Annotated in this window: 21 protein-coding genes and 1 pseudogene; 11 read left to right on the forward strand and 11 right to left on the reverse strand. The window is 41.3% G+C overall.

Annotation, left to right across the window (positions count from 1 at the left end; genetic code table 11):
• Positions 1–155: 155 nt before the first annotated feature.
• The 5 genes and pseudogenes from AABK37_RS10785 to AABK37_RS10805 all read right to left on the reverse strand — a co-directional run.
• A pseudogene (locus AABK37_RS10785) lies at positions 156–236 on the reverse strand (tryptophan synthase subunit alpha); the annotation flags it as partial.
• Between the two features lie 230 nt (positions 237–466).
• Entirely contained in the window at positions 467–766 is a 300-nt protein-coding gene (locus tag AABK37_RS10790) for a DUF3007 family protein (RefSeq protein WP_432551569.1), read from the reverse strand.
• 29 nt (positions 767–795) lie between these two features.
• Positions 796–1008 (reverse strand): NAD(P)H-quinone oxidoreductase subunit L, encoded by a 213-nt coding sequence (gene ndhL / locus AABK37_RS10795; RefSeq protein WP_039754797.1) that lies wholly within the window; start codon positions 1006–1008, stop codon positions 796–798.
• The gene (locus tag AABK37_RS10800) at positions 999–1259 is read right to left on the reverse strand and encodes a hypothetical protein (protein ID WP_432551570.1); all 261 of its coding nucleotides are present in this window, start codon (positions 1257–1259) and stop codon (positions 999–1001) included. The genes ndhL and AABK37_RS10800 overlap by 10 nt, the downstream gene beginning before the upstream one ends.
• Positions 1256–4726: a GAF domain-containing protein gene (locus tag AABK37_RS10805; protein WP_432551571.1), complete on the reverse strand. Its 3471-nt coding sequence runs from the start codon at positions 4724–4726 to the stop codon at positions 1256–1258. Before AABK37_RS10805 ends, AABK37_RS10800 begins: the two co-directional genes overlap by 4 nt.
• Positions 4727–5862: 1136 nt before the next feature.
• Between AABK37_RS10805 and AABK37_RS10810 the strand changes: the two genes are divergently transcribed.
• Positions 5863–7296: a hypothetical protein gene (locus AABK37_RS10810; RefSeq protein ID WP_432551572.1), complete on the forward strand. Its 1434-nt coding sequence runs from the start codon at positions 5863–5865 to the stop codon at positions 7294–7296.
• A gap of 66 nt (positions 7297–7362) precedes the next feature.
• On the opposite strand, the gene AABK37_RS10815 is transcribed toward AABK37_RS10810, so the two are convergent.
• Complete coding sequence (locus AABK37_RS10815) at positions 7363–8286, reverse strand: lysylphosphatidylglycerol synthase domain-containing protein (RefSeq protein ID WP_432551573.1); 924 nt, start codon at positions 8284–8286, stop codon at positions 7363–7365.
• A 577-nt stretch (positions 8287–8863) separates the two neighbouring features.
• On the opposite strand from AABK37_RS10815, the gene AABK37_RS10820 reads away from it, so the two are divergent.
• Positions 8864–9424 (forward strand): DUF6658 family protein, encoded by a 561-nt coding sequence (locus tag AABK37_RS10820; protein WP_432551574.1) that lies wholly within the window; start codon positions 8864–8866, stop codon positions 9422–9424.
• Between the two features lie 116 nt (positions 9425–9540).
• Positions 9541–10089, forward strand: a complete 549-nt coding sequence (locus tag AABK37_RS10825) for a DUF6658 family protein (protein ID WP_432551575.1) — start codon at positions 9541–9543, stop codon at positions 10087–10089.
• 79 nt (positions 10090–10168) lie between these two features.
• Here the strand turns inward: AABK37_RS10825 and larC are convergent, their stop codons facing one another.
• Entirely contained in the window at positions 10169–11440 is a 1272-nt protein-coding gene (gene larC, locus AABK37_RS10830) for a nickel pincer cofactor biosynthesis protein LarC (protein ID WP_432551576.1), read from the reverse strand.
• Between the two features lie 249 nt (positions 11441–11689).
• On the opposite strand from larC, the gene AABK37_RS10835 reads away from it, so the two are divergent.
• Positions 11690–12346 carry an L-threonylcarbamoyladenylate synthase gene (locus tag AABK37_RS10835; RefSeq protein WP_432551577.1) on the forward strand — a complete coding sequence of 219 codons (657 nt, stop codon included), beginning with the start codon at positions 11690–11692 and terminating at the stop codon, positions 12344–12346.
• A 62-nt stretch (positions 12347–12408) separates the two neighbouring features.
• Here AABK37_RS10835 and AABK37_RS10840 read toward each other — a convergent pair whose 3' ends face one another.
• Positions 12409–12633, reverse strand: a complete 225-nt coding sequence (locus AABK37_RS10840; protein ID WP_432551578.1) for a hypothetical protein — start codon at positions 12631–12633, stop codon at positions 12409–12411.
• A 59-nt stretch (positions 12634–12692) separates the two neighbouring features.
• Between AABK37_RS10840 and AABK37_RS10845 the strand changes: the two genes are divergently transcribed.
• Both AABK37_RS10845 and AABK37_RS10850 read left to right on the forward strand, forming a co-directional pair.
• The gene (locus AABK37_RS10845; protein WP_432551579.1) at positions 12693–13913 is read left to right on the forward strand and encodes a HetZ-related protein; all 1221 of its coding nucleotides are present in this window, start codon (positions 12693–12695) and stop codon (positions 13911–13913) included.
• A gap of 759 nt (positions 13914–14672) precedes the next feature.
• A complete protein-coding gene (locus AABK37_RS10850) occupies positions 14673–15155 on the forward strand; it encodes a PD-(D/E)XK nuclease superfamily protein (protein WP_432551580.1) in 483 nt (160 codons plus the stop codon).
• On the opposite strand, the gene AABK37_RS10855 is transcribed toward AABK37_RS10850, so the two are convergent.
• Positions 15152–16081, reverse strand: coding sequence for a DNA adenine methylase (locus tag AABK37_RS10855; protein WP_432551581.1), 930 nt, complete (start codon positions 16079–16081; stop codon positions 15152–15154). The two genes, AABK37_RS10850 and AABK37_RS10855, sit on opposite strands and share 4 nt — an antisense overlap.
• 156 nt (positions 16082–16237) lie before the next feature.
• Here AABK37_RS10855 and AABK37_RS10860 point away from each other — a divergent pair, with 156 nt between their 5' ends.
• The 4 genes from AABK37_RS10860 to AABK37_RS10875 all read left to right on the forward strand — a co-directional run bounded on the left by AABK37_RS10860 (position 16238) and on the right by AABK37_RS10875 (position 18380).
• Positions 16238–16444, forward strand: a complete 207-nt coding sequence (locus tag AABK37_RS10860) for a DUF751 family protein (RefSeq protein ID WP_432551582.1) — start codon at positions 16238–16240, stop codon at positions 16442–16444.
• 97 nt (positions 16445–16541) lie between these two features.
• Positions 16542–16955 carry a 30S ribosome-binding factor RbfA gene (rbfA, locus tag AABK37_RS10865; RefSeq protein WP_432551583.1) on the forward strand — a complete coding sequence of 138 codons (414 nt, stop codon included), beginning with the start codon at positions 16542–16544 and terminating at the stop codon, positions 16953–16955.
• 540 nt (positions 16956–17495) lie between these two features.
• On the forward strand, positions 17496–17810 hold the full coding sequence (locus AABK37_RS10870) for a hypothetical protein (RefSeq protein ID WP_432551584.1): 315 nt from the start codon (positions 17496–17498) through the stop codon (positions 17808–17810).
• Positions 17811–18143: 333 nt separating this feature from the next.
• Complete coding sequence (locus AABK37_RS10875; RefSeq protein WP_039754813.1) at positions 18144–18380, forward strand: DUF4327 family protein; 237 nt, start codon at positions 18144–18146, stop codon at positions 18378–18380.
• 749 nt (positions 18381–19129) lie between these two features.
• On the opposite strand, the gene AABK37_RS10880 is transcribed toward AABK37_RS10875, so the two are convergent.
• On the reverse strand, positions 19130–19480 hold the full coding sequence (locus tag AABK37_RS10880; RefSeq protein WP_432551585.1) for a hypothetical protein: 351 nt from the start codon (positions 19478–19480) through the stop codon (positions 19130–19132).
• A 516-nt stretch (positions 19481–19996) separates the two neighbouring features.
• On the opposite strand from AABK37_RS10880, the gene AABK37_RS10885 reads away from it, so the two are divergent.
• Complete coding sequence (locus AABK37_RS10885; RefSeq protein WP_432551586.1) at positions 19997–20884, forward strand: cation diffusion facilitator family transporter; 888 nt, start codon at positions 19997–19999, stop codon at positions 20882–20884.
• A gap of 223 nt (positions 20885–21107) precedes the next feature.
• Here AABK37_RS10885 and guaA read toward each other — a convergent pair whose 3' ends face one another.
• Entirely contained in the window at positions 21108–22727 is a 1620-nt protein-coding gene (guaA, locus tag AABK37_RS10890) for a glutamine-hydrolyzing GMP synthase (RefSeq protein WP_432551587.1), read from the reverse strand.
• Positions 22728–22916 lie beyond the last annotated feature (189 nt).

Below are 22916 nucleotides of genomic sequence, written 5' to 3' on the forward strand. Positions count from 1 at the left end.
AGCTATGTTTTTCTTGGTTCTCGCTACCCAATATGCTGCTTTGAACAAGCTTTCCGGTTCTAGGAGCCGTGCGCCATGCCACCACCGTGGGGATTCCAACCATTACTATTATACAATAAAGTCCCCCTTCTAGGGGGAGGCTTTAGACCCATTTTTTTTGGTAAAGCGCGGGTAGCAGCAGCTTGAATTACTGGTCTATCCGCCAGAAGATCTGAATAAGGAACACCCAATTCAATTTGGGCATTGGGCACGCTCGAATTGGGCAATGGGCATTGGGGCCTATCGCAATTGTTTAATGGGCATTGGTAATAATTCTTTTTTTCCCTTTTCCCTGTCTTGAAAAAGTCTGATCGGAGGTTTCCTCCGATCAGATTTTCCGCTTTTCCCTTTCCCCCTCTTTAAATCCCCATGACGGCAGGTGCTCCACGCAGGTGATCCCCAAGACCGCACTGCCTCCCCCATGCTCCTAGTCCTTACTCTCTATATCGGCTTGAAGTTTTGCAAGTTCTTCTGGGGTGAGTTCGTCGAGTCGCTTTTGCAAAAAAGCTTTTTCGTATTCTTCCCGTTGCTGATGGTAGGTCATTTTTTGCCCAACCGCACGAAAAAGATAGGTTGCTACCCAGCCAATCAACCCACAGACTAGCAAGGCTTGGCTCCAAATACCGGCTTTTTGGCTATCTAAGCCTACTAGCAGAAATAATACATAAGCCAAACCGCCAGCTACAAAAACGCCAAAGACAATTCCAACAGCGTCAATCCGTCGCATGAGATTTATGACCTACCAATCAAATATCGTTAAACTTCAATTTGTCGCCGTTTGGGTCGAAGATTCACAAAAGGTGACAAAAGCAACAAACCCGGTAAGAAAAAGAACACGAGAAAGTACATAAAACCGCGCTCAAAGGAGCTAGCCACATACCACCGCTGTGTGAGGTACACCAAGGCTGCTGCTGGTATGACTAATAGATAAGCTCCAGCCAAAATCAAATACAGTAGGGCTACAACCATAATTGTGTCTCTATATAGAGGTGCATCTGTTTTCCATCATAGGCTGAACGCCGATTATTTTTAAAGTATGGGCAATGGGCAATGGGCAATGGGCAATGGGCAATGAGGAAGAGGAATGAGGAATGGGTAATTCCTCCCTCATCTCCCTCATCTCCCTCATCTCCCTCATCTCCCTCATCTCCCTCATCTCCCCCACTCCCCCACTCCCCCACTCTCCCACTCTCCCACTCTTCCACTCCCCCACTCCTCACATGACGCTTGACGAAAGTCTGGCAATTTTTTTTGCTGGTTGTTTTACGGGGATGTCGATCAAAAACTCAGCCCCCTCTTGTGGTTGGGACACACATTGTAATTTGCCTTGGTGCTTTTCGACAATTTGGTAACTAATTGAGAGTCCTAAACCTGTACCCTTACCCACCTCTTTTGTGGTGAAAAAAGGGTCAAATAGCTTCGCGTGTACTTCTTGGTTCATGCCGGTTCCATTATCTTTGATGGAAATTTGTACCCAATCATTTTCTAAAAGCTGCGTCTTCATAGTGACACTCGGATGATATTTATTATTACCCGCTTTACGAGACTGACGGCACGACTCTTCTAATGCGTCAATTGCATTGGAGAGCAGATTCATAAAGACTTGATTGAGTTGTCCGGCAAAACACTCTACTAAAGGTAACTCACCATACTGCTTGATCAACTCAATGCCTGAATGCAATGAATTAGGCTTAAGACGATGCTGCAATATTAACAGGGTGCTATCAAGTCCCTCGTGGATATTAACGGGTTTTACTTCGGCTTGATCCAAACGAGAGAAGTTTCTTAACGAAAGAACAATTTCCCGAATGCGTTCAGCACCTAATTCCAGTGAAGAAAATAGTTTAGGCAAATCTTCTGCGATGAACTCTAAATCTGCCACTATTGCTTGTCGTTTAATTTCTGGGTCGGGTTCGGGATAGTAGTGTTGATAGAGATTGAGCATCTCAATCAAGTTTTGCGTGTAATCTTGAATATGGGCGAGATTGCCGTAAATAAAGTTGACCGGATTGTTAATTTCATGTGCTACCCCAGCGACTAATTGTCCTAAACTCGACATTTTTTCACTGTGAATTAAATGAGCTTGAGTCTGCCTTAAATGGTCGAGTGTTTGGGAAAGTTGTGTGGCTTGCTGCTGTGTGTGTTTGAGCAGTACTGCGTGTTCGAGGGCAACTCCTAACTGAGAGGCAATTTGGCTGACAAATTCAATTTCTAACTCTTGCCACTCACGGGATTTTTCACATTGATTAATACACAATAAGCCCCATAGCTTATCTTGCTTGATCATGGGAACTACCAAGTTTGCCCTGATTCGGAAGCGAGACAGCATTGATATATAACAATCGTCTAGCTCAGAGTTATAAATATCATTAACTGCATGAATGTGACCTTGACGGAATTTCTCGGTATACTTCTCACCTATGCAGCGATCGTACACTTTTGCGGTTAAGGTTGATGGCAAACCAGAGGCAACATCTTCTGCAATAACTTCGCCACCCTCATATTCAGAGTCGGAGTAGAAGCGAAAAACAACAACACGATCGCTATTGAGTACTCGGCGGAGTTCTTGCGTGGTGGTTTGAAAAATCTCGTTCAAGTCCAGCGATTCCCGAACTTTGGTTATGACACTCGCTAGGGTTTGCTGCTGTTCTGCCACATGAGCCAATTGTATCGATTGCGATCGCATTTGTTCTAGATATTCAGCTTGCTGCACCGCTACTCCCAGCTGAGTTGCAATTTGCGTGAAAAACTCTACTTCCAAAGCTTCCCAATGCCGACTGCTTGAGTGTTGATAAGCTGCCAATAAACCCCATAACTCTTGCCCGACAAAAATCGGCGCAATCATAAACGCTTGCACATGAAATTGTTCGAGTATATCTAAATGGCACTGGCTAAATTCCATGCTGTAGACATCATCGACCACAAACGGCTGATTATGGCGATAGCGTCCCCCTTGGGTTTGTTGTAAATGGGTGTCGTCCCATACCATGCCCACTCCAAGTTTGACGCTTCTGTGCCATCGGGGATTTGCAGATTCATAATCGCTGACAAATTCACCTCCCCAATCAGCATTAAAACGATAAACTGCGACGCGATCGCTTTTGAGTAGTTGACAAACTTCCTCTGTTGTGGTTTGAAAAATATTTTCCACATCCAGCGACTGGCGCATTTTGGCTATGATCCCAGCCATTGCTTGCTGCCGTTCAAACGATCGCTTTAACTCAATAGTTGAGCGTTGCAAGTCGGTGTTAGTTTGTTGCAGTTCCGCAGTGCGATCGCGTACTTGTTGCTCTAAATTTGTATTCAGAGTTTGTACCTGTTGGTAAAGTCGGTATTGCCTCACAGCAGTGGAAAAGCGCTCACCTAATGCTTGCGCCAGCTTGACTTCTGATTCTCCCCACTGTTGTGCTTGCCCGATTTTCAGTTCGCGCCACGCTTCAAACGACTGACGCGCCATCATTTGGCGAGAATCAGTAGAAAAACTGCCAGCCCAAATCGTTTCAATATCTACTTCATCTCGAAAAATAGTCAAGCAGCCAACGACGGTAGAACCATGCTGAAGCGGTACAATTAACAAGCCGCGAATTTGGGTTGCTTGGAAGCAGGGAGCGAGCGAGCGAAATAAAGGTTCTTTATAAACGTCGGCGATCGCCCACACATTTGAGTCTGAAGTTAATTCGTTGGGTGGAGTAGTCAAAGCATAAACGGCTCTCATCCAGTTTACCGACCAAGATTTAGTACTGGGCTGTTCTGGATTGCCGACGGGCGACATTGAGGCAGAATAAAGGTATTTTTGCCACAATCGATGCTCCTCAATGTGTCTACCTTGTCCGCCATCGAGTTGGGTAGGCTGCACCCCACAAATGTAGATTTCTGCGCTTTGCTCGTTATCTGGCAGCAAGTAGAGCCGTCCTCCAGAGCCAGCAAAGGCAGCCACAGTCTCTTCTAAGGCAGCTTCAAGCTGAACAATGGGAGTACTATACAATTGCTCGGTAACTTGGTTAATAATGGCTTCTTGGCGGGCTTGCTGTCGCACTTGGTTGAGCAATATCGACTGAGAAATAGCGATCGCCACTTGATCGACTACAGACTGAATAAATAATAATTCCTGCTCTGTTACTACCCGTGGTTCTGAATGGTGAGACACCAACAGCCCCCATAATTGAGATGATTGCTGTAAAGAAGGTAAAGAATCTTTACCAGTTTCCTTATTTTCTAGAACAATCGGCACTACAACCGAAGACTTTACACCCATTGCCGTTAAATATTCCACATGGCAAGGATCGACCGGGCGATAACGAATATCTTGCTGGTCTAACAATTCGCCTGTTTCTCGGCAATTAAGAGGACTGATACCAATTTCGTGTGTTGTCAAATCGACTATTGTTCGCTGGCGTGCCCGAACATACAATTCACGCGCATAGGGGGGAATGTCATCTGCGGGAAAATTCAGCCCTAGCAAAGGAGGTAAACGTCCTGACTGAATTGATTCGGCAATTACTAATCCATGACTGTCAGGTTGAAACTGGTAAATTTTTACGCGATCGGTGTCGAGAAACGAACGTACTTCCGCAACCGTCGCCGATAAAATTTCTTGAAGTTCTAAAGATTGCCGAATGCGATTTGCAATGCGGTGTAAAAAAATCTCTTGAGTAAGACCTACATGCTTAGTAAGCGGATCTCCCATATGTTCTACTCTTATTGAATATCTAAAAATTTTTGGTTTGGATATTGTCCTATTTTCGTTATAAATAGTTATATTAAACACTCGTAAAAACACGTATAGATAAAATTTGAAATTAAACTATGGCTAATTTCAATTGCGTAGCTTTGGCACAAAATGGCGACCTTTGTAAAATCTACTTATAAGCGTGAAAGCCTTTGTCTGATATAAGTTTGATGATTCGCTACCTCGAAGAGCGATCGTCTCCCACTTACCACTGTTACCCTAAGCCAGAAAAAAATTTTTTTAATTCTGTTGGACAAAAGACGCAATTGATGGTGGAATAGATAAGGAGGATTTGCTGCCTCAATAAAATAAGCAAATCCCAAATAGCTAATGGGGGTGTGGCGGAATGGTAGACGCTACGGACTTAGCTAACTGAGCCTTGAAGGAGAAATCCCTCAAGTGAACGCTCTCAAACTCAGGGAAACCTAAATCTGGCAACAGACATGGCAATCCTGAGCCAAGCCCAGCGATTTTAGATTCTAGATTTTAGATTTGTGATTGCTCTTCAATCGAAAATCCAAAATCCCAAATTTAAAATTCAGGGAAGGTGCAGAGACCCGACGGGAGCTACCCTAACGTCAAGTCGAGGGTAAAGGGAGAGTCCAATTCTCAAAACCTGAAGGTAAAACCGATTAGGCAGTAGCGAAAGCTGCGGGAGAATGAAAATCCGTTGACCGTAAAAGGTCGTGTGGGTTCAAGTCCCTCCACCCCCACTAAAAAAAAGTCAAGGTTCAAATAGGCTTGTTCTGCAAGCCTATTGTCGTTTTTATAGTTGCTGTAGTAGGCACTTCAGTGCCTAAAATAAGCGCTATAAGCGCTTACTACGAGCCTAAATTTACGTTTTATGTGTGACACGCAGCTTTTGTCCTGTTAGTAATTATGGCAATTGCAGGTACTTCGTAATTTAAAACAAGAAATAGTATAAATAAATACGTAGGTATATATAAATACAGAATAAATCAACTAATTTCATATCCTGTTTATCAAATTTATATAAAAAGATTACTTAATCTTTGAATAATAGATTGATACTCTTGTTCGCCAAGGTTAAGCTGATAATAATATCGGCAAACTTTTTGGTCTTGAGAACTGCAATGACCGCAAATAGATTACAGAAAAGTCAGGGAAATAAGCATTTTGTTAAGTCTAACTCTAGACAGATAAATCTGCAAACTGCACAAGAGAGAACTTATAATTTTTTAGTAGAAATTGTGCAAAAATGGTCGCCAGAAGACGTTTTAAAAGAATTTAAGCTTTTATTTATAGACTGTCTTGATTCAGTTGATTTAAATTCCGCGCCAAGTATATATGCAATGTTTTCTGAGAATAACGAACAAGAGTTTCGCCATACACTTAAGCGATGTTGCTACATTATAGTTAATAACTGGGATTCTCAGAGAAAACACAAATACATCAAAGAATTAGTAGAATTATTTGTTAATTACAAAATCAAGGTATGGACTGCTGAATCTGGTTCAAATAAAATAAACATTTACCAAAAGTGGTTAATAAATTTTGTTAACAGCAACGACTATGAAGAATTAAAGTTATTTGCTCTTAGACATAAAGAACAAAACAAAGGTCATTGGACTAATCGCTACACAACATATTTATTAGTTGCTCAATCTTTTGATAAAAACAATCCAAAAGAGCAACAAGAAGCGGCTTTAAAGCTCTCCAAGCAGATGAAAGACAAATTTAAGTTTGAACTAGCAATGTATATTGCTCGTTCTCAGTCTGCTAAATCAAGCGAAACACGCTACAGAAATCCCACTATTTTGGGAGATAATGTTTTGCATTTAATCAAGACAATTGTTTTAAAAAAAGGCGCATTCAGCCACGAAAATCTGGCGAATATATTTCTCAGACAAACTCAAAATCAAAGTTTTAAAGACTTTAAAGACAGCTTACAAAAATATCTGATTTTTTCTGTAGAACGTCAAGATTTTGTAGAAACGTTGAAACAGCAGTTGTCAGATAAACTATCGCCTTGGAAGAAAGAATATGATGAACAAACTATCAGCAAAGAATTGTTGTTGAGAACCTGTAATCGAGTGATTGATTGTCTAACAACAGAAAAGGGACGAGAACCTTCACAATTATTCGTTTTATTACTTTCTCAGGGTCATCCTTTAACATTGGTGGTTGTACTGCTAAAAGTAATTTTGATTTGTAAAAACGCCCGCAGTCATTTAGAAATTAGGATGGCTGATTTGATAGGTTATTACGACAAATATCCCGAAGAGGAATGCCAATGGGTTATTAATTTTATAGAAATTTTTAATATCACTTTTGCAATTTATGCCGAAAACGTTGAATATAACTTGATTAACATAAAACAAGATGAGCAAACCTCTCAGCCAATGGTGAATTTAGATGGTTATCGTGTGTTTTCTCAGTTAAAAGTAGATGCACTTCAAAGGGGAGATGGGGGGATGGGGGGATGGGGGGATGGGGGGGACAGGGAGACAAGGAGACAGGGGGACAAGGGGGACAAGGGGGACAAGGGGGACAAGGGTGATTTTTGACTTTTAACTTTTAATTCCTAACTCCTAACTCCTAACTCCTAATTCCTAACGATCGCACGATCGCACTTATGATTGAGTTTGACGTTCGTCGAGCCAAGCTAATGCTGCACCAGCGGTTTCAGCGATAATGCTAATCAGACGATAGAGAGCGATCGCACTAATGACTATAGCAGCCGGAAAGCGATTTTGTAATAAGGCGATCGCTGTGGCTTCAAACACACCCAAACCCCCAGGTGCCCCAGGAACAACAAACCCGACTAACCAAGCGAAACTAAAAGCACCGATTAATAAAGGAATTTGACTGAAATTGAACGGACCTAAAGCGAACATAGTTAATATAAACCCAACGCTTCGCAGTCCTAAAAAGCCGAGTTCTCCTAACAATGGTCGCACCGGATAGCGTCTAATACTCACCCTAGGGTTTGACTCGGTAGTAGTATTAGACATTCTCCCCTTCAAACGTTGCAAAAAGCTAATAGCCGGATTTAAAAATCGGGGATGAACTACACAAAGCACTCCTAGCAAAGCCAGCATTTGTGTTATTTGCGCGAACAAGTTGACATTGCCTGCTGCAAATGTGCCACCAAGTGAGACAATGATAATTAAAGCAGCTGCTGCCATCAGTAACGGTTCTAGCAATACGCTCAAGGTGGCTGCGCTTGGTGAAACATTGGCATTTTTGGCGGCGACAATTCGCCCGTAGTGATGCCAGATATTACCTGGCAAATACTTGGCGATGTTTGTTTTCAGGTAAACTTGAATAAAATGGACAGATTCTACAGGTTGATTTAACTCTTGCAGAACCCAAGTCCATACCCAGCCTGCCCAAGTGTGTGCTAGCATTGTTACGCCTGTGGCGATCGCTATAATTGCCCATCCAACTGCATCAATGCGGATGGCTGTCACCTCAAGCCAGTGATCCTTAAAAGCTCTGGCTAAAAAAAATAGCGTTCCCCCCAAAATTAGCCAGCGTAAAAATTGCTTCATCATTTTGGTAATTTAACTGATAAACTTTCCTATGGCTGAACACCTAAAATATTATGGTAAATAAGCCAAATATACCCAGCTTTTATAAAACTTTTGTGAAGATGCTATATATATTTGTGTAGCTGTTTTAACGAATTTTTGTATCTTTACCATCATTGATTCAATTTTTTCATTTAGGAAAAAATCAGTGTTGGCATTCTCCTTCTTTGAAAACGGCGAACAACTACAAATTTTGTGTAATTTTATGTAAAGCCGCATTGAGAGTTTCCCATAGACTAATTAACTTCAATCTCAAGGCTGACATAAGCAAGCATAAATTGATAACTAAATATTCATATAAGATAGAATAAAACAAAATTAACATGCATCGAATCCAAAGCTAATTATAGTAGCTTATATCTCTCTTAAGTTAGAGAACGATGACGTGAATATAGTAGTGAAAATGTGACCTTCGCTAGAGGCAAAGGTTGCCTTTTTTACTTTAAGCTTGACAAGCGTTGATTAAATATTCATCAACTTAAAGGTAAACAAATCTGTTGACTGAAAAAAATTGGTTTGTTCAAGTTGAAAGGAGGACTTCGTGAACGGTTTGAGAGCTTTTTGGAAAAAATTACAACTGCGCCAGATTGTAATAGTTTTTTTTGCTTCTTTTTTATTGTTAGTTAGCACTGCTTGTAGTGGGGCAAATGCTCAAGGTGCAAATCCCCAAAATCCGGCTGTGCAAGCTGGTGGGGCAAACAATCCTTATAAAAGTGGTGGAGACAAATACACAAATTACAATTTGTCCACAGACAATAAAGTTAATAACACCAAAGCCAATAAGGGCGATCAAGCTAGTATACAGCCAAGCGGACAACTATTGATTGCTACAAATGACGATCCAAGGATACTTTACCCAGGTGCAGAAACACCACAAGGTAGAGCTAAAAAAGAAGCCGAATTACCAATCATCACTGAAAAAAACTTTCGTCCTAAACAAGGTGCTTTGATTCAACGCCTCCCAGATGCTGGAGATAGACTAAAAGAGCGACTTGGCACTGTTCAAGAAGAAGTTAAAGAAGCTTCAAGCTTTTTGAAAGATAAGGCAGATGAAGCGGGTGCAAGACCTGAATTAAAACCAAATCCAGCACGCAGCAAATAAAACTCTTTTTTACCTTAAGTTTGAGATTGTGCAGAAATCCCAAATCTCAAACTTAAAATCATTCGGTTATCTTAGTTAAAGTTTAACTTATTCACACAAACACAAGGAGTAACAACATGAGCAAAGTAATTGCTTGGGTAAAAAACATTCGCCCAATCAAAATATTGACGGTTTTGTGTATGGGGGTTTTACTGATTGTTACACAAGCTTGTGGTTCGGTAACAGCAGGAGAACCAAAAGCAGGAGCTAATTCTGAGCTATCCGTTCCCAAAGGTGATAAAGTTCTTAATTCCTACGAAGGTGGAATGAATAACTTCAGCGATACAGACCCCAGATCAACTGGTGTCAAAAGCAAAACTGAAGATCTCAAGGAAAACGCTGAACAACACCTCACTAACAAAACAAGTCCTACGGGCGAAAACCCCCTTGGCAAAAACCTTCAGCAAACCGCTGAGGGTACAAAACAGAAAGTTGGCAATTCCGCTGATAATTTCGCCAAGGGAGTTCAGCGAGGAATTGAAAATATCAAAGACAACACTAAGAATGCTGCCGGTGACTTGACAAAAGGTGCTAAAGGTGCGGCTGATGATGCCAAGACAAATGTTCAGCGTACAGCTCAAGATGCAAGCAGCGCTGTGAACAGAACAGTTAGAGAGGCTGATTAAATAAAGGTCTTCCTAACAGCTTTATAAACGGCGGTGGAACTGATTCCCGACTTCTTAAAGAAGTTGGGAATCTAACTTTTCACTTCTTCGATTGATCGGACTGGTATATATTATTTTTTGTATGCCAATTGTGTAATGCCATCTGTTGAATTTCGCGCCAGGGAATATTGTTTTTTCGCGCTAATTCTGCACAATCTTCATATTCTGGCTGCACGTTGGCAATGACTTCTTTCCCCATCCATGCAACTTTTACGCGCACTACACCATATTGAGTTTCTACTTGTTGAATTTGCCGTTGTAAGATGGCGCGTTGTTGAGTAAAGCGACGAATTCCTAAAGTGGTAGTTTCACGAAATAAAATGGCTTCACACTTAAGTAAATTTTCCGGATGGCAAATTACAGTTAGTAGAATCCCAGGACGAGATTTTTTCATGCCGATCGCCTGTGTAAATACATCCACAGCACCAGCGGCAAATAACGCTTCAAAAACATAACCGATCGCCTGCGGATTTAAGTCATCAATTTGAGTTTCTAATATTGATATCGTTTCAATCAACCTATCATCAACAGTAGAAATTGTACTTTCACCCAGCCAAAGTTGTAAAATATTGGGAATCGGTAAATTCAACGAACCCGCTCCCAATCCGACTTGTTTAATTGTCATTGGGGGTGGGGCACCAAAATCAGCAGCTAAAGTAGTGGCGATCGCCGCTCCTGTGGGTGTCACCAATTCCTTGTCAATGCCATTACTATAAACCGGACAACTCCGCATTTCCCATAACTTCAACACAGCGGGTACTGGTACTGCCATCAGACCGTGTGCAGCGCGAATTGTTCCCCCACCAGTCGGTAACGCCGAGCAGTATAGTAAGGGCATTCCTTTATCGTTGGTGTCAATGCCCAACCAATCCAAACCAAGACTTGTACCGACAATATCAGCGATCGCGTCCACCGCACCCACTTCATGAAAATGAACTTTTTCCGGTGCAATACCATGCACCGCTCCTTCTGCCACTGCTAGCTGCCGGAATACCGCCAAACTCCAAGCTGATGCTCGTGATGGCAACTCTGAAGAGAGAATCATCTGCTCAATTTCTGGCAGATGGCGTCCGTGATGGTGATGGTGTTCATCCTCATGATGATGGTGGTGAGTTAAATCTACATGAACTTTAGTTGCCTGCTGACCGTTGCGATGAACAAGTTCTGTTCTTAATTTATACTCATGCTCAATTCCCAACTTATTCAGTTTTTCAATTAAATATTCTTCCGGAACACCTAGACTTACCAACGCTCCCAGACACATATCACCAGAAATACCCGTCGGACATTGAATATAAGCGAATTTACTCATATTTTTTCCTGATAATTTAATTATTAGCGTTTTCGCTTTCCACCGACACCCTGGAAGGGTGCGCGCACACGCCTCAAGTCGGGAAACCCGCCCACGGCGGTGCTTTGGCTACACGACCGAAGCCTGCGAAGGCAGGCTAAAAACTCTTTTTTCTTAGCCTGCGAAGGCAGGCTTTGTTCGTATAGCCCCAGGCTTCAGCCTGAGGGTTTTAGATGTTTTCAAACACCCCCCTCCCCCTTCCCCTCCCCTATGGCAACAATTTTCTCTGTCCATCCTGATAATCCCCAAAGCCGTCGAATACAAGAAATAAAGGAAGCACTTGCTGGTGGAGCAGTAATGCTTTACCCTACCGATACAGTTTACGCGATCGGTTGTGACTTGAATGCTAAATCGGCGGTGGAACGAGTGCGGCAAATTAAACAGCTAGCAAATGATAAACCACTGACGTTTTTGTGTCCTTCCCTTTCAAATGTGGCAACTTATGCTTTGGTGAGTGACACAGCTTATCGAATTATGAAGCGCTTGATTCCTGGACCTTACACATTTTTGTTACCTGCGACCAAGTTAGTACCGCGACTGGTGCAAAGTCCCAAGCGGAAAACTACCGGGATTCGCGTACCAAATCATCCAGTGTGTTTGGCGTTATTGGCAGCTTTAGAAAATCCGATTATTTCGACTTCGGCACATTTGCCCGCAGATAAAGAAGATGAGGAAATTGAGGTAGATATAGAAGATATCCTGTCGCGAGCAGATTTATTTGATCGTTTGGACAATTTGGTAGATGTTATTGTGGATACTGGCGAGGAACCTACATATGAAGTGTCTACTATTTTGGATTTGACGGGAGAGGAACCAACGATTACTAGACGGGGTTTAGGCTGGGAGGAAGCAGTAGCTTGGGTGTAATAAGTTTACTTCACATACTGCCCCGGTAATTTCGGAAAATGACAAAAAAGATGCTCCAGTTTTCATATTGTCATACCGATCAAGCTAGGAGCGGCTACAATCGGGATGGCGGCAAAAGTCGGCACAGCAACGGTTCTAACCGATTTTAGGCATTGGCACATAGCCTTGTGCCAGTCGCTATCCGGTTGCTGATGAAAAAACCGACACACCGGCATCCCCGTAACTTTTGCATATTCTTTAGAGTCATACATATATGTGAGCAGCGCTTGCGGCGAATTATGAAGCACTTGCTTTAAATGCTGTGTCTGCTTGAAGTTACGGTGCTATACCCCTCCTAGGAAAAGTCATGAAATTTAACCTCGCCAATCTACCAATTTCTGAGCCATCTTTAGACAGCTACGTATCCTCCGAAGAATTGTCTGCAAGCAACGCCGATGCTTTGATAAAGCTACTATGCAAGGAAATGCAAGCGGCTGTGAAAGCTACACCTGCGAGTGTAGAATCTGTAGTCAAACGCATAGTCAAAGAAGTGGAACGCATTTGCGATAAGAGCTATCGCATCCAAAGTTCTGGAGAAGTTAAGTCTTGGCAGCTAACATTAGCAAGGCATCGCCTGCAAAAATGCCTGCGTTACTATCAATTGGGTTCCAAGCAAGGGCGCGTAGAATTACATAGCCATTTAGGTGCGATTGTTTACCGTCACATTGCAATTGCCAACGGCGAGTTAAAATTTGAAGCTCGTTACAATCTGATTGAAGATTTCTTACAAGCATTTTACATCGAAGCAATCAAAGCTTTTCGCCGGGAAAACGAATTACCGGAAAATTACACTCCCCGCACTCAGTTGGAATTAGCAGAATACATGGCGTTTACAGAGCAGTATGCCAAACGCCGGATTAATTTACCAGGTGGTGCCAATCAGCAGTTGATTATACTGCGTGCCCAAGGTTTTGCCCGTCGTCAACCGCAGGAAACTACGGTTGATATTGAAATGGCGGTGGAATCTGCTAAGGGTGAAGAAGGAGAATCTTATCAGCGTAACTCGGCAGTGCAACAAGTGCGATCGCAAATGCTTGCCCAAGCTAGTTTCGATCCGGCTGAAGAATCTGAGCGCGATCGCGTTATTGCTGAATTGGTAAAATATCTAGAATCTCAAGGTCAATCTGACTGCGTTGATTATCTCACCTTGAAACTCCAAGATTTGTCAGCACCAGAAATTGACTCTATTCTCGGTTTAACCAGTCGTCAGCGCGACTATCTGCAACAGCGTTTTAAATATCATGTAGAAAAGTTCGCCAAGCAACACCATTGGCAATTAGTACATCAATGGTTGGGTGCAGGTTTAGATCACAAGCTGGGACTATCTTCGCAGCAGTGGGAAATGTTTTTGAGCCAACTTTCACCGCAGCAACAGCAAATCTTGCAGTTGAAAAGCGCAAAACATAGCGATCAGGCGATCGCCAAAGCAATTAAATGCACTCCCAAACAACTGCAAAAGCGCTGGACTCAACTTCTAGAACTTGCATGGGCTATTCGTAACAATAACTCTGAAGCCCAGGCTGGCTAAAGCTTTAGTATAGTAGGGTGATATTTAAGTAATATCAGCATTTTCTAAGCTTTATCCTAATTCTGCAAGCTTTTATTCTAGATGTTTTATCTAACCTTCAAGCAAATTAATCTTCCTTATCTTCCCTCCCCACAAAGGGGGGAATTTAAGTATTGGGTGACTTGTTAGATTTGTCAAATGTGAAATGATATCAAGGCTCAAAATAGTTTTAAATCCACAGCCTCATCAATCCAAACAATTAAGTTAAATTCCCAATACAGTTATCTTTATTTAGTACAAAAATACCACCAGGAGGGTGTGTTAGCTTGGCTAACGCACCATATGTAATTGTCGATTTCGGTGCGTTAGTAAATAAATTTCAACCGTAGGGTGTGTTAGCTTGGCTAACGCACCATATGTAATTGTCGATTTCGGTGCGTTAGGCTAATGCCGCAGGGCACTCTACATGAACTTAATACATTTGTCTTTGATTAGCGTTAGTAAATAAATTTCAACCGTAGGGTGTGTTAGCTTGGCTAACGCACCATATGTAATTGTCGATTTCGGTGCGTTAGGCTAATGCCGCAGGGCACCCTACATGAACTTAATACATTTGTCTGTTATTAGTACACAAATACTATTTAGTTTTCCCTTTCTATTTATAAAACTAGTCTTTCCCATCTCCAATCGAAAATTCATATTAAGTAACTGATAATTTGCTGCTGCTTCCGTGGAATCCTAGAATAAGCAGGACTTTTTGCAGAAAAACTCAGGATAGCTATGACTCAAGGTGCACGGGCAAACAAGGCTGGTCAGGTTTTAGAAATGACTGTAGAAGGAACATTACGGGGACATGGGTATTATGAAGTATGTCCTAATGTTCCGAAGTCGCAGCAAAAAGAATACATATTAAACTCTATATTATTTCCAAAACGCTATGCCAGGAGTGTTTACATTGGAATGGGAATCTATGAAACTGAAGTGTATGTTGACTTCTACATCATTGATTCAGATAGGTTTCCATCTGGCTTAATTATTGAGTGCAAATGGCAAGAAAGTGGTGGAACGGTTGATGAAAAGTTTGTTTATTTAAACGAAAATATTGAAAAATGTTACCCTACACAAACTATCTTAGTAATGGGAGGTGAAGGAATGAGACCAAAAGCACTGAACTGGCTTAAAAAACAAGTTGATTCTAATCAAAATTTATTAGCAGTCCATAGTATAGATAGATTCATTGCCTGGGCAAACAAAAATTTTTAATAAGACGTTATTAAATACTCTGAAATTCTGCCGCGATTTTCCGTGTTAGAGTTAATTGAGCGTGCTGCTTGTATTGTGTGTATTTTAAAACCAACTTGGCTGTAAATATCTTTAATAAACTCACAATAAGAGTTAGATACCATAACTTTAACACCCCGATTTGCTAATTTAACACAAGTATCTCTCAATTTTTCTTGGTCTTTTTCACGATCTTTAATTTCATGAAAAGAATGTTCACTATAGGCTGTAAAATAGCTAGTTTTACTAATAGGATAATATGGTGGGTCAAAGTAAACAAAATCATCAACGCTGTTTGCATAATTTAGCACTTCTGTAAAATCTGCTTGTTGTATTTCAGCACCAAAAAGAGCTTCGGAAGCGTCTCGAAGTAAATCTTCTTGACAAATTTTAGGATTTTCGTATCTACCTAACGGTACATTAAATTTACCTCTTGAATTCACCCTATAAAGACCGTTAAAACAAGTTCTATTAAGATAGATAAAACGAGCCGCTCTTTGAACGTCTGTATGGTAATTTTTATCTCTAATATCGTAATAATACAAGTTTTTATGTTTGCTATTATAATTTTTATGCATATTTATTTTGTAAATATTTGCAGATTCGTTGTGCAGCTTTTCATGTTCTTTTAGCAGTAAAATTACATCATCAACTTGGTCTTGAATACATTTATATGTATTAATTAATTCTTCATTAATATCACTGAGATATGACGTTTTTATAGATGAAGGTGAATTCGCTAAATAAAAAAACAAAGCACCACTGCCTACAAACGGTTCATAGTAACGTTTAATGTTATCAATATCGGGTAATAAACTACGAATATGCTTGGGAATTAATCTAGTTTTTCCGCCTGCCCATTTGAGGAATGGACAATAATAAGTTTTATGGGGATTTTCAGTTAACATTATCAATTGGTATAATCAGATAAAAAGTTGCACTATCTGACTGAGGAATTATATTTTATATTAGTGTGTTGCGACAAAATCAAGACATATTAGAATAAAATATGAGAAAAAAGGTAATATGGATATCTGAATTATAATAAAGGAGTATAAATTCAAATGTTTGACGGATTCTGGGATAACGTCTTACGTTACATCCGCTACTTTGTTACTACCCTCTTAGGCGTATTGCTGAACACGTTTGCACCATTAGCGCCGTTGTTTAAAAACCCAGTTACTTCGATCGCCGTTTTTGGCTTAATTGTCGGTAGTCTCGTTTTCGTGACTCTTACCCTACGCGCAATGCTTGGCTTGAGTACAATTTAGACCATAAACGTACAGCTGCTTTTAATCTCAAGGTGGCTCAAGCTGCCGTCAAGTATCTATTTGTTTAGTTGAACCTCTGTGAGGAGGCATAATATCTATGGCTACAACTCGCCGTGTTTCCCGCGTTGCTGAATTAATTAAACGGGAAGTTAGCCAAATGCTACTCAGTGGCATTAAGGATGACCGTGTAGGCACAGGAATGGTAAGCGTTACCGATGTTGATGTTTCTGGCGATTTGCAACACGCCAAAATTTACGTCAGCATTTATGGCACTGACGAAGCCAAAGCAGAAACAATGGCAGGCTTAAAATCGGCAACAGGTTACGTTCGCAGCGAACTTGGTGCGCGGGTGCGTCTGCGTCGCACCCCAGAGGTGGTTTTTGTCGAAGATCGCTCAATTGAACGCGGTAATAAGGTGCTGTCCCTATTAAACCAAATACAGAATAATCGTCCTAAGGAAAATCAGGTACCAGACGACAGCACCGATGAAGATGATGATTTTCCTGATTGACATCCTAACCCGCCATTATGTTGATAAATTGGCGGAAGTATGCATGTTTCTAATATCCCCTCAGCTTAATTAGGCTGAGGGGTTTTAATTTTTGTGATGCTGGGAAACTTCACGGATATTTACGTAACTGAGATAACAATGTGATTTGAACAACAATTACTTCCAGGAAATCAGCCAAACACTTTACAGATGCGATCGCTTTACATTTGCTTAAATATGACTATGCCTGCTTCAGGGATATGGTAGTCACATATATATTATTTATGTATCCGTGGCTACTTTATAGTATCGCTTGCGATCGATAACTGGTGAAAGCATCATACGAATGCAAACCACTCAACTAGATATCTTTGTTAAGGTTTGGTAACAAGCAGCAAATAACTAATGATTCACTACCTCTCTTATCGATAAAACTTATCAATGCAATAAAAGTTTATATATAAGAGAGTATTCATTTACACAATCTAATTGTCATAAATCAGCTTTTGGCAAGTTGATTTTTCAATCATTACACCCAAGCAATTAAGGAAGCTATACCAAATGCTATACATAACTCCAAATAGCGATCGCCACACCCAAACCAGTATTAACTTAAAAGCAAATCATCCAACATTGTTACAGTTCTTTACCAAAAACCATGCTTTTTTCTACATTCCGGAACTGAAATTCACATATGTATATTTATTTAATAAATTATTAACAATTAGTTATCCAAAAGCTTTTGTGGTGTATTTTAGCCATTTTGAAGAGCAACAGTTTATACCCTTGTTGCTGCTAAATATTTCTGGTCTGTTTCACCAAAAAACGATTTCACCCATCTGTGACACTACTTTAAGTACATCATTTGATATTTAAATAACTTGCCAGGGAACTAATAACTTCTACCAAATCGGAGATGAAAGCATATAAATGCAAAGCTTTTAAACCTTCTTAAAAGAATTTGCACTTTTGATAAACAGGTTAATATAATTACCTGGGTACTATTTTTTGAGACGCATCCAAAGGAAATGTCATGAATACTTGACTTTCTTAACATTTCTTTAGATAATTTGAGGATATGTAGCGTCAAAATGAAAATAGTTCCGTATACCAAAATACAAAAGCCAAGCCACAAGATTAATCCTTGTGGTGTTCGTTCCTAAGAAAAGTTGGGAAGACTAATTAAGTGTAACTTTGTGAGTTAAAACCATGAGTATCAATACGGTGCCTTCTATTAATTACTACTCTCTGGATGTCATCCAAGACGAAGCACGCCGACTGGTGCAAAAGGGAATGGTCAGCCGACAACAGCCAATATACACACTCTGCCAATACATCCCCGCGAGAGAGTGGGTTTGCGTGGAATGCGAATTAGAAAAATGCGATTTTTTACTGCGCGATCGCATCGGCGATTTGATTGGTCGTGAAAAATGGGAAAACGATTAATCGGTTTTTGTTGTAAATCTCAGTTTTTGAAATGAAAGTGTCTGAATGGATGTGCGGATGTGACAACAGAAGATTTAAGGCTTAACAGTCAAGGATATTCTCTGCTGATAATCGGTCTTTGCCGATCCAGAAACTCCTAGTGTCTAATTTATACAAAAGCGTCAAGTAGCGCGATCGCCTCTATAGCCCCAAGAAGTTTCGTTTATGGAAACTTCTTAAGCGTCACATGAAAACACGAAAGCAAGTGTCTTGGAGAAACGCTTAAAGGTTAGTACAGGCTGCGCCACGATTCGTATGTTGACTCTTGCTTTTCTCTTTGAAAAAGCCTCCCCCTGCTTTAAAAGAGCCAGGATAACCTTACATGGCAGCGGCACGTTAGGCAATTGCAGCACATCCATTACAATACTTAGAAAGTAATGTGTTAATTAAATTACCGGGGCGGTTTCTAATACTGCTCCGGTAATTTTTCATTTCTTATCAGGGAATGAGAGTTGTTAGTTGTTGGTTGTTAGTGAGCCAGTGGGTTGGGGAGGCAGTGCGTTGCGGTGAGACCAGCGCTACGCTCCTGGTTTCCCTCGTGCCGGCAAGGAGCGAACCCGCTCGTGAGGTCACGAACGCTATCTGCACCTGCCGTCGGCGAGCCGCGCTTGTTGCACCTGGCGAACCCGAAGGGTTGTTAGTTATTTATTCTTTCCCACTAACCACGCTCCCACTAACCACTATCTACTATCAACGCTCCCACGCTCCTACTAACCCACTTGCTCCAAATACTGATTCACATCTTCAATCAAGCGGGTGAGTTCGGCTTCTGTGGTTAGGCGGATACTCGCATCACGAATGGTAAGCAGGACTTTAGCCGCAAAGGGTGTAGCCCAGATATTGGGATTACAAAAAATTTCTAAAAATACCTCTCCCGTGTAACGATATTCCATCGGACGCTGGGGAGTAACTTTACCCAAAGAAGAAGCGCTTTTAGTAGAAACAGCTTTGAGGCTTTGCATCAACTGATCTATCGCTGCTTTTAATTCTCGTGCTGCTTGCGGTGAAAAACTAAAAGAGACAGAACCTTCAATCAGGTTCAATGTTAGATTTGGGGACATAAGCTATTTATGAGAACATCTTGCTACAAATAATATTTTCAAGCGCGATCGCTTCATTTGGGCGATCCGCTTTTTTTTAATAGACATCTGGGAAAATGAATTATGACACAGACGTAACCCAAGGTAAGAGACAATTCATGAATTGTCTCTACATAATTTCTGGAGATGTCTAATGGTTTTGCTCTTGGTTCTTATGGTTTAGAGAAAACCCTGCATACCAAGTTAATTTTGACGCTTATGGTGTGAACTTCCTAAATGTCAACAATACCACTAAAGAATGATTTTTCATTAAATATTCCTCCTGTTAATGACAAAAAGAAACACTTGCTTGAGTAAAGTAAACAGCAACGTTTATCAGGCTTGTAGCTAATTTTAGTTAAAAATTATGTCAATAATCTGGCGTAATAAGTTGAGGTTATAGAGAGATAAAATCCTTACTGCGTAAGAGTTTGATACATTAAAATGGTGTTTTAAGTTTTACATTAGAGGTCATAAAACATAATTGTAAAAACCTCTATGACATACGATAATCGTGCCACGGTGCGAAGGGTGTTAATTATCACCCTGCTACTAAATTTGTTTGTAATGATATTAAAAGCGGTAGTCGGAACGTTGACAGGTTCTCTCAGTTTGCTAGCTGATGCTTTACATAGCGTTACCGATAGCGCCAACAACATTTTAGGATTGATTGCTAGTAGGTTTTCTTCTCCAAAACCCGATCGCGAGCATCCCTACGGACATCTAAAATTTGAAGCTGTGGGTGCTTTGGGAATTTCCGCTTTTCTCGGAATAGCCTGCTTTGAAATTCTCCAAGGGGCAATCGAAGGGATTTTTAAAGGTAGAAACCCGGTAAAAATATCACCACCTGAATTGTGGTTATTACTGGTTGTACTGGGCGTGAATATTTTCGTAGCCTTTTATGAACGCCGTGTGGGTAAAGCTGTAGGCAGCCCAATTTTGATTGCCGATGCCAAACATACCATGAGCGATGTTTGGGTAACAATTAGTGTGATAGGTGGTTTGATTGGCGTTTGGTTGGGTTATCAATGGCTGGATTTGGTTTTAGCCTTTCCCGTGGCTTTGTTGGTATTTTGGAGTGGCTGGTCAGTTTTAAAAGAGAATTTACCTTGGCTGGTGGATCAAATGGCGATCGCCCCAGAAGCAATTTATGAAATCGCTGTTTCTGTACCCGGTGTCGTTAATTGTCACGAAATCGCCTCTCGCGGTGTTCTCGGTCGCCAAGTCTTCATCGAGATGCATTTAATCGTAGATTCCCCAGACGTTGAAGCAGCACACCACATCACCGAGGAAGTAGAAAAGCGCTTAGAAGAACGCTTTAGCCCAGTCAGGATTTTAATTCACGTCGAACCACCCTCTTACAAATCTGAGCGAATTAGCTTTTGAGCTAAATAGCGCCTGTAGTTTTTATTACAAAGCTAGTAAGCGCGTAAAACTCCTGCCATAATAAATGCGATCGCTTCAGTGCCCAGTCAGTATTATTGAAGGAATTAAACCTTAAAGAAAGCGAAAGTTATGAGTTTTAAGTTGACTTCACTCAAAACTCATAACTTATACTTTACCAAGGCTGCATGTCTAAGTACTGACTCCAGAAAAACTGAATTCTTTATTATTCCCACTCGATGGTTCCAGGTGGCTTGGAGGTGATGTCATAAACCACGCGATTAACGCCTTTCACCTCATTTACAATTCGGTTAGAAATCGCTTCTAAGACATCATAAGGTACACGCGCCCAATCAGCGGTCATACCATCTTCACTTTGGACAATCCGCAAGACAATCGGGTAAGCATAAGTACGCCGATCGCCCATTACCCCAACACTCCTGATTGGCAGCAATACGGCAAAGGTTTGCCAATAATCGTGATATAATCCGCGTTGGTTAATTTCTTGCCGCACAATCAAATCAGCGTCGCGCAAAATATTTAACCTTTCGGCAGTGACTTCACCAATAATGCGAATCGCCAAACCAGGACCTGGGAAAGGATGGCGTTGGACAATTTCTTCTGGTAAGCCAATAGATCGCCCAACTTTGCGGACTTCATCTTTAAATAGTTTCCGCAGCGGTTCTACGAGTTTGAATCGCAAATCTTTAGGTAAACCGCCGACGTTGTGATGGCTCTTAATTTTTACCGCTACTCGTTCGCCTGTTTGCGGATCGACGTTGGTATCAGCCGATTCGATGACATCTGGATAAAGTGTACCTTGAGCTAGATAGTCAAAGTGACCGAGGCGTCTGGATGTTTCTTCAAATTCGCGAATAAATTCGTGTCCGATGCGGCGGCGCTTTTCTTCGGGATCGGTGACACCTTCAAGGGCATTGAGGAAGCGATCGCGTGCATTTACGTACTCTACCGGAATGTGAAACTGCTCTTTAAATAATTTCAGCAATCGCTCAGGTTCTAACTTCCGCATAAAGCCTTGGTCAATAAACACGCAAGTCAGTTGATCGCCGATCGCTTTATACATCAAAAATGCCAGCGTCGAAGAATCCACCCCTCCAGAAAGCGCTAACAGCACTCGCTTTTCACCTACTTTGGCGCGAATTTCCCGAATTGCTTCTTCCACAAAAGCGGCGGTTGTCCAAGTCGGTTCACACTCACATATGTGGTATACAAAATTACGTATTAATGCTAACCCCCCTTGGGAATGCACCACCTCTGGATGAAACTGGACACCGTAAAGTTTTTTCGTGTGGTCGGCAATGGCTGCACGGGGCGTATTTTCAGTATGTGCCAGCAATTCAAATCCCGGCGGCATTTTCGTTACTGAGTCTCCGTGGCTCATCCACATAGTTGTGCCATCTTCGACATTAGTCAGTAAATCTGTTGGGTCATCTATGTATAATGAGGATTTGCCGTACTCACCTCGGTCAGCTTTTAATACTTCGCCCCCAAGCTGATTTACCATCAATTGCATTCCATAGCACACACCCAAAATGGGAATTCCCAAATTCCAAATTTCTGGGTCACAATGGGGAGCGTAGTTGTCATAAACTGAACTTGGTCCACCGGAGAGAATTATTCCCTTGGGATCGAGTTCGCGCAATTGTTCTGCTGTGGTGCGATAAGAAAGAACTTCCGAGTATACTTGTGTTTCGCGGATGCGACGGGCGATCAATTCAGAATACTGAGAGCCGAAATCGAGAATTAAAATAATTTGCCGATCGAGTCGCCCATAAGACTTAACTTTTTGAGGCGCTTGTTCTGTAGGTATCACCGCTGTATTCATGATGGCAAAAGTGGTAGATGTGAGGATGAATTGTGGCTCTCTGGTCTAAACTGAGAGGTTTTTGCTGATAAATGGGCTTTTAAGGTAATCAAATCCCCAACAAACGCGCTGATGTCACGTTTGTCTTGTTGATAAAGAAAGCAAATGGTATTAAGAAGAAAAATTTAACCTATAGAAGCTACAAACAAA

It is taken from the genome of Tolypothrix sp. VBCCA 56010, from assembly GCF_050875635.1.
In the GTDB taxonomy this organism is placed as follows: domain Bacteria; phylum Cyanobacteriota; class Cyanobacteriia; order Cyanobacteriales; family Nostocaceae; genus Hassallia.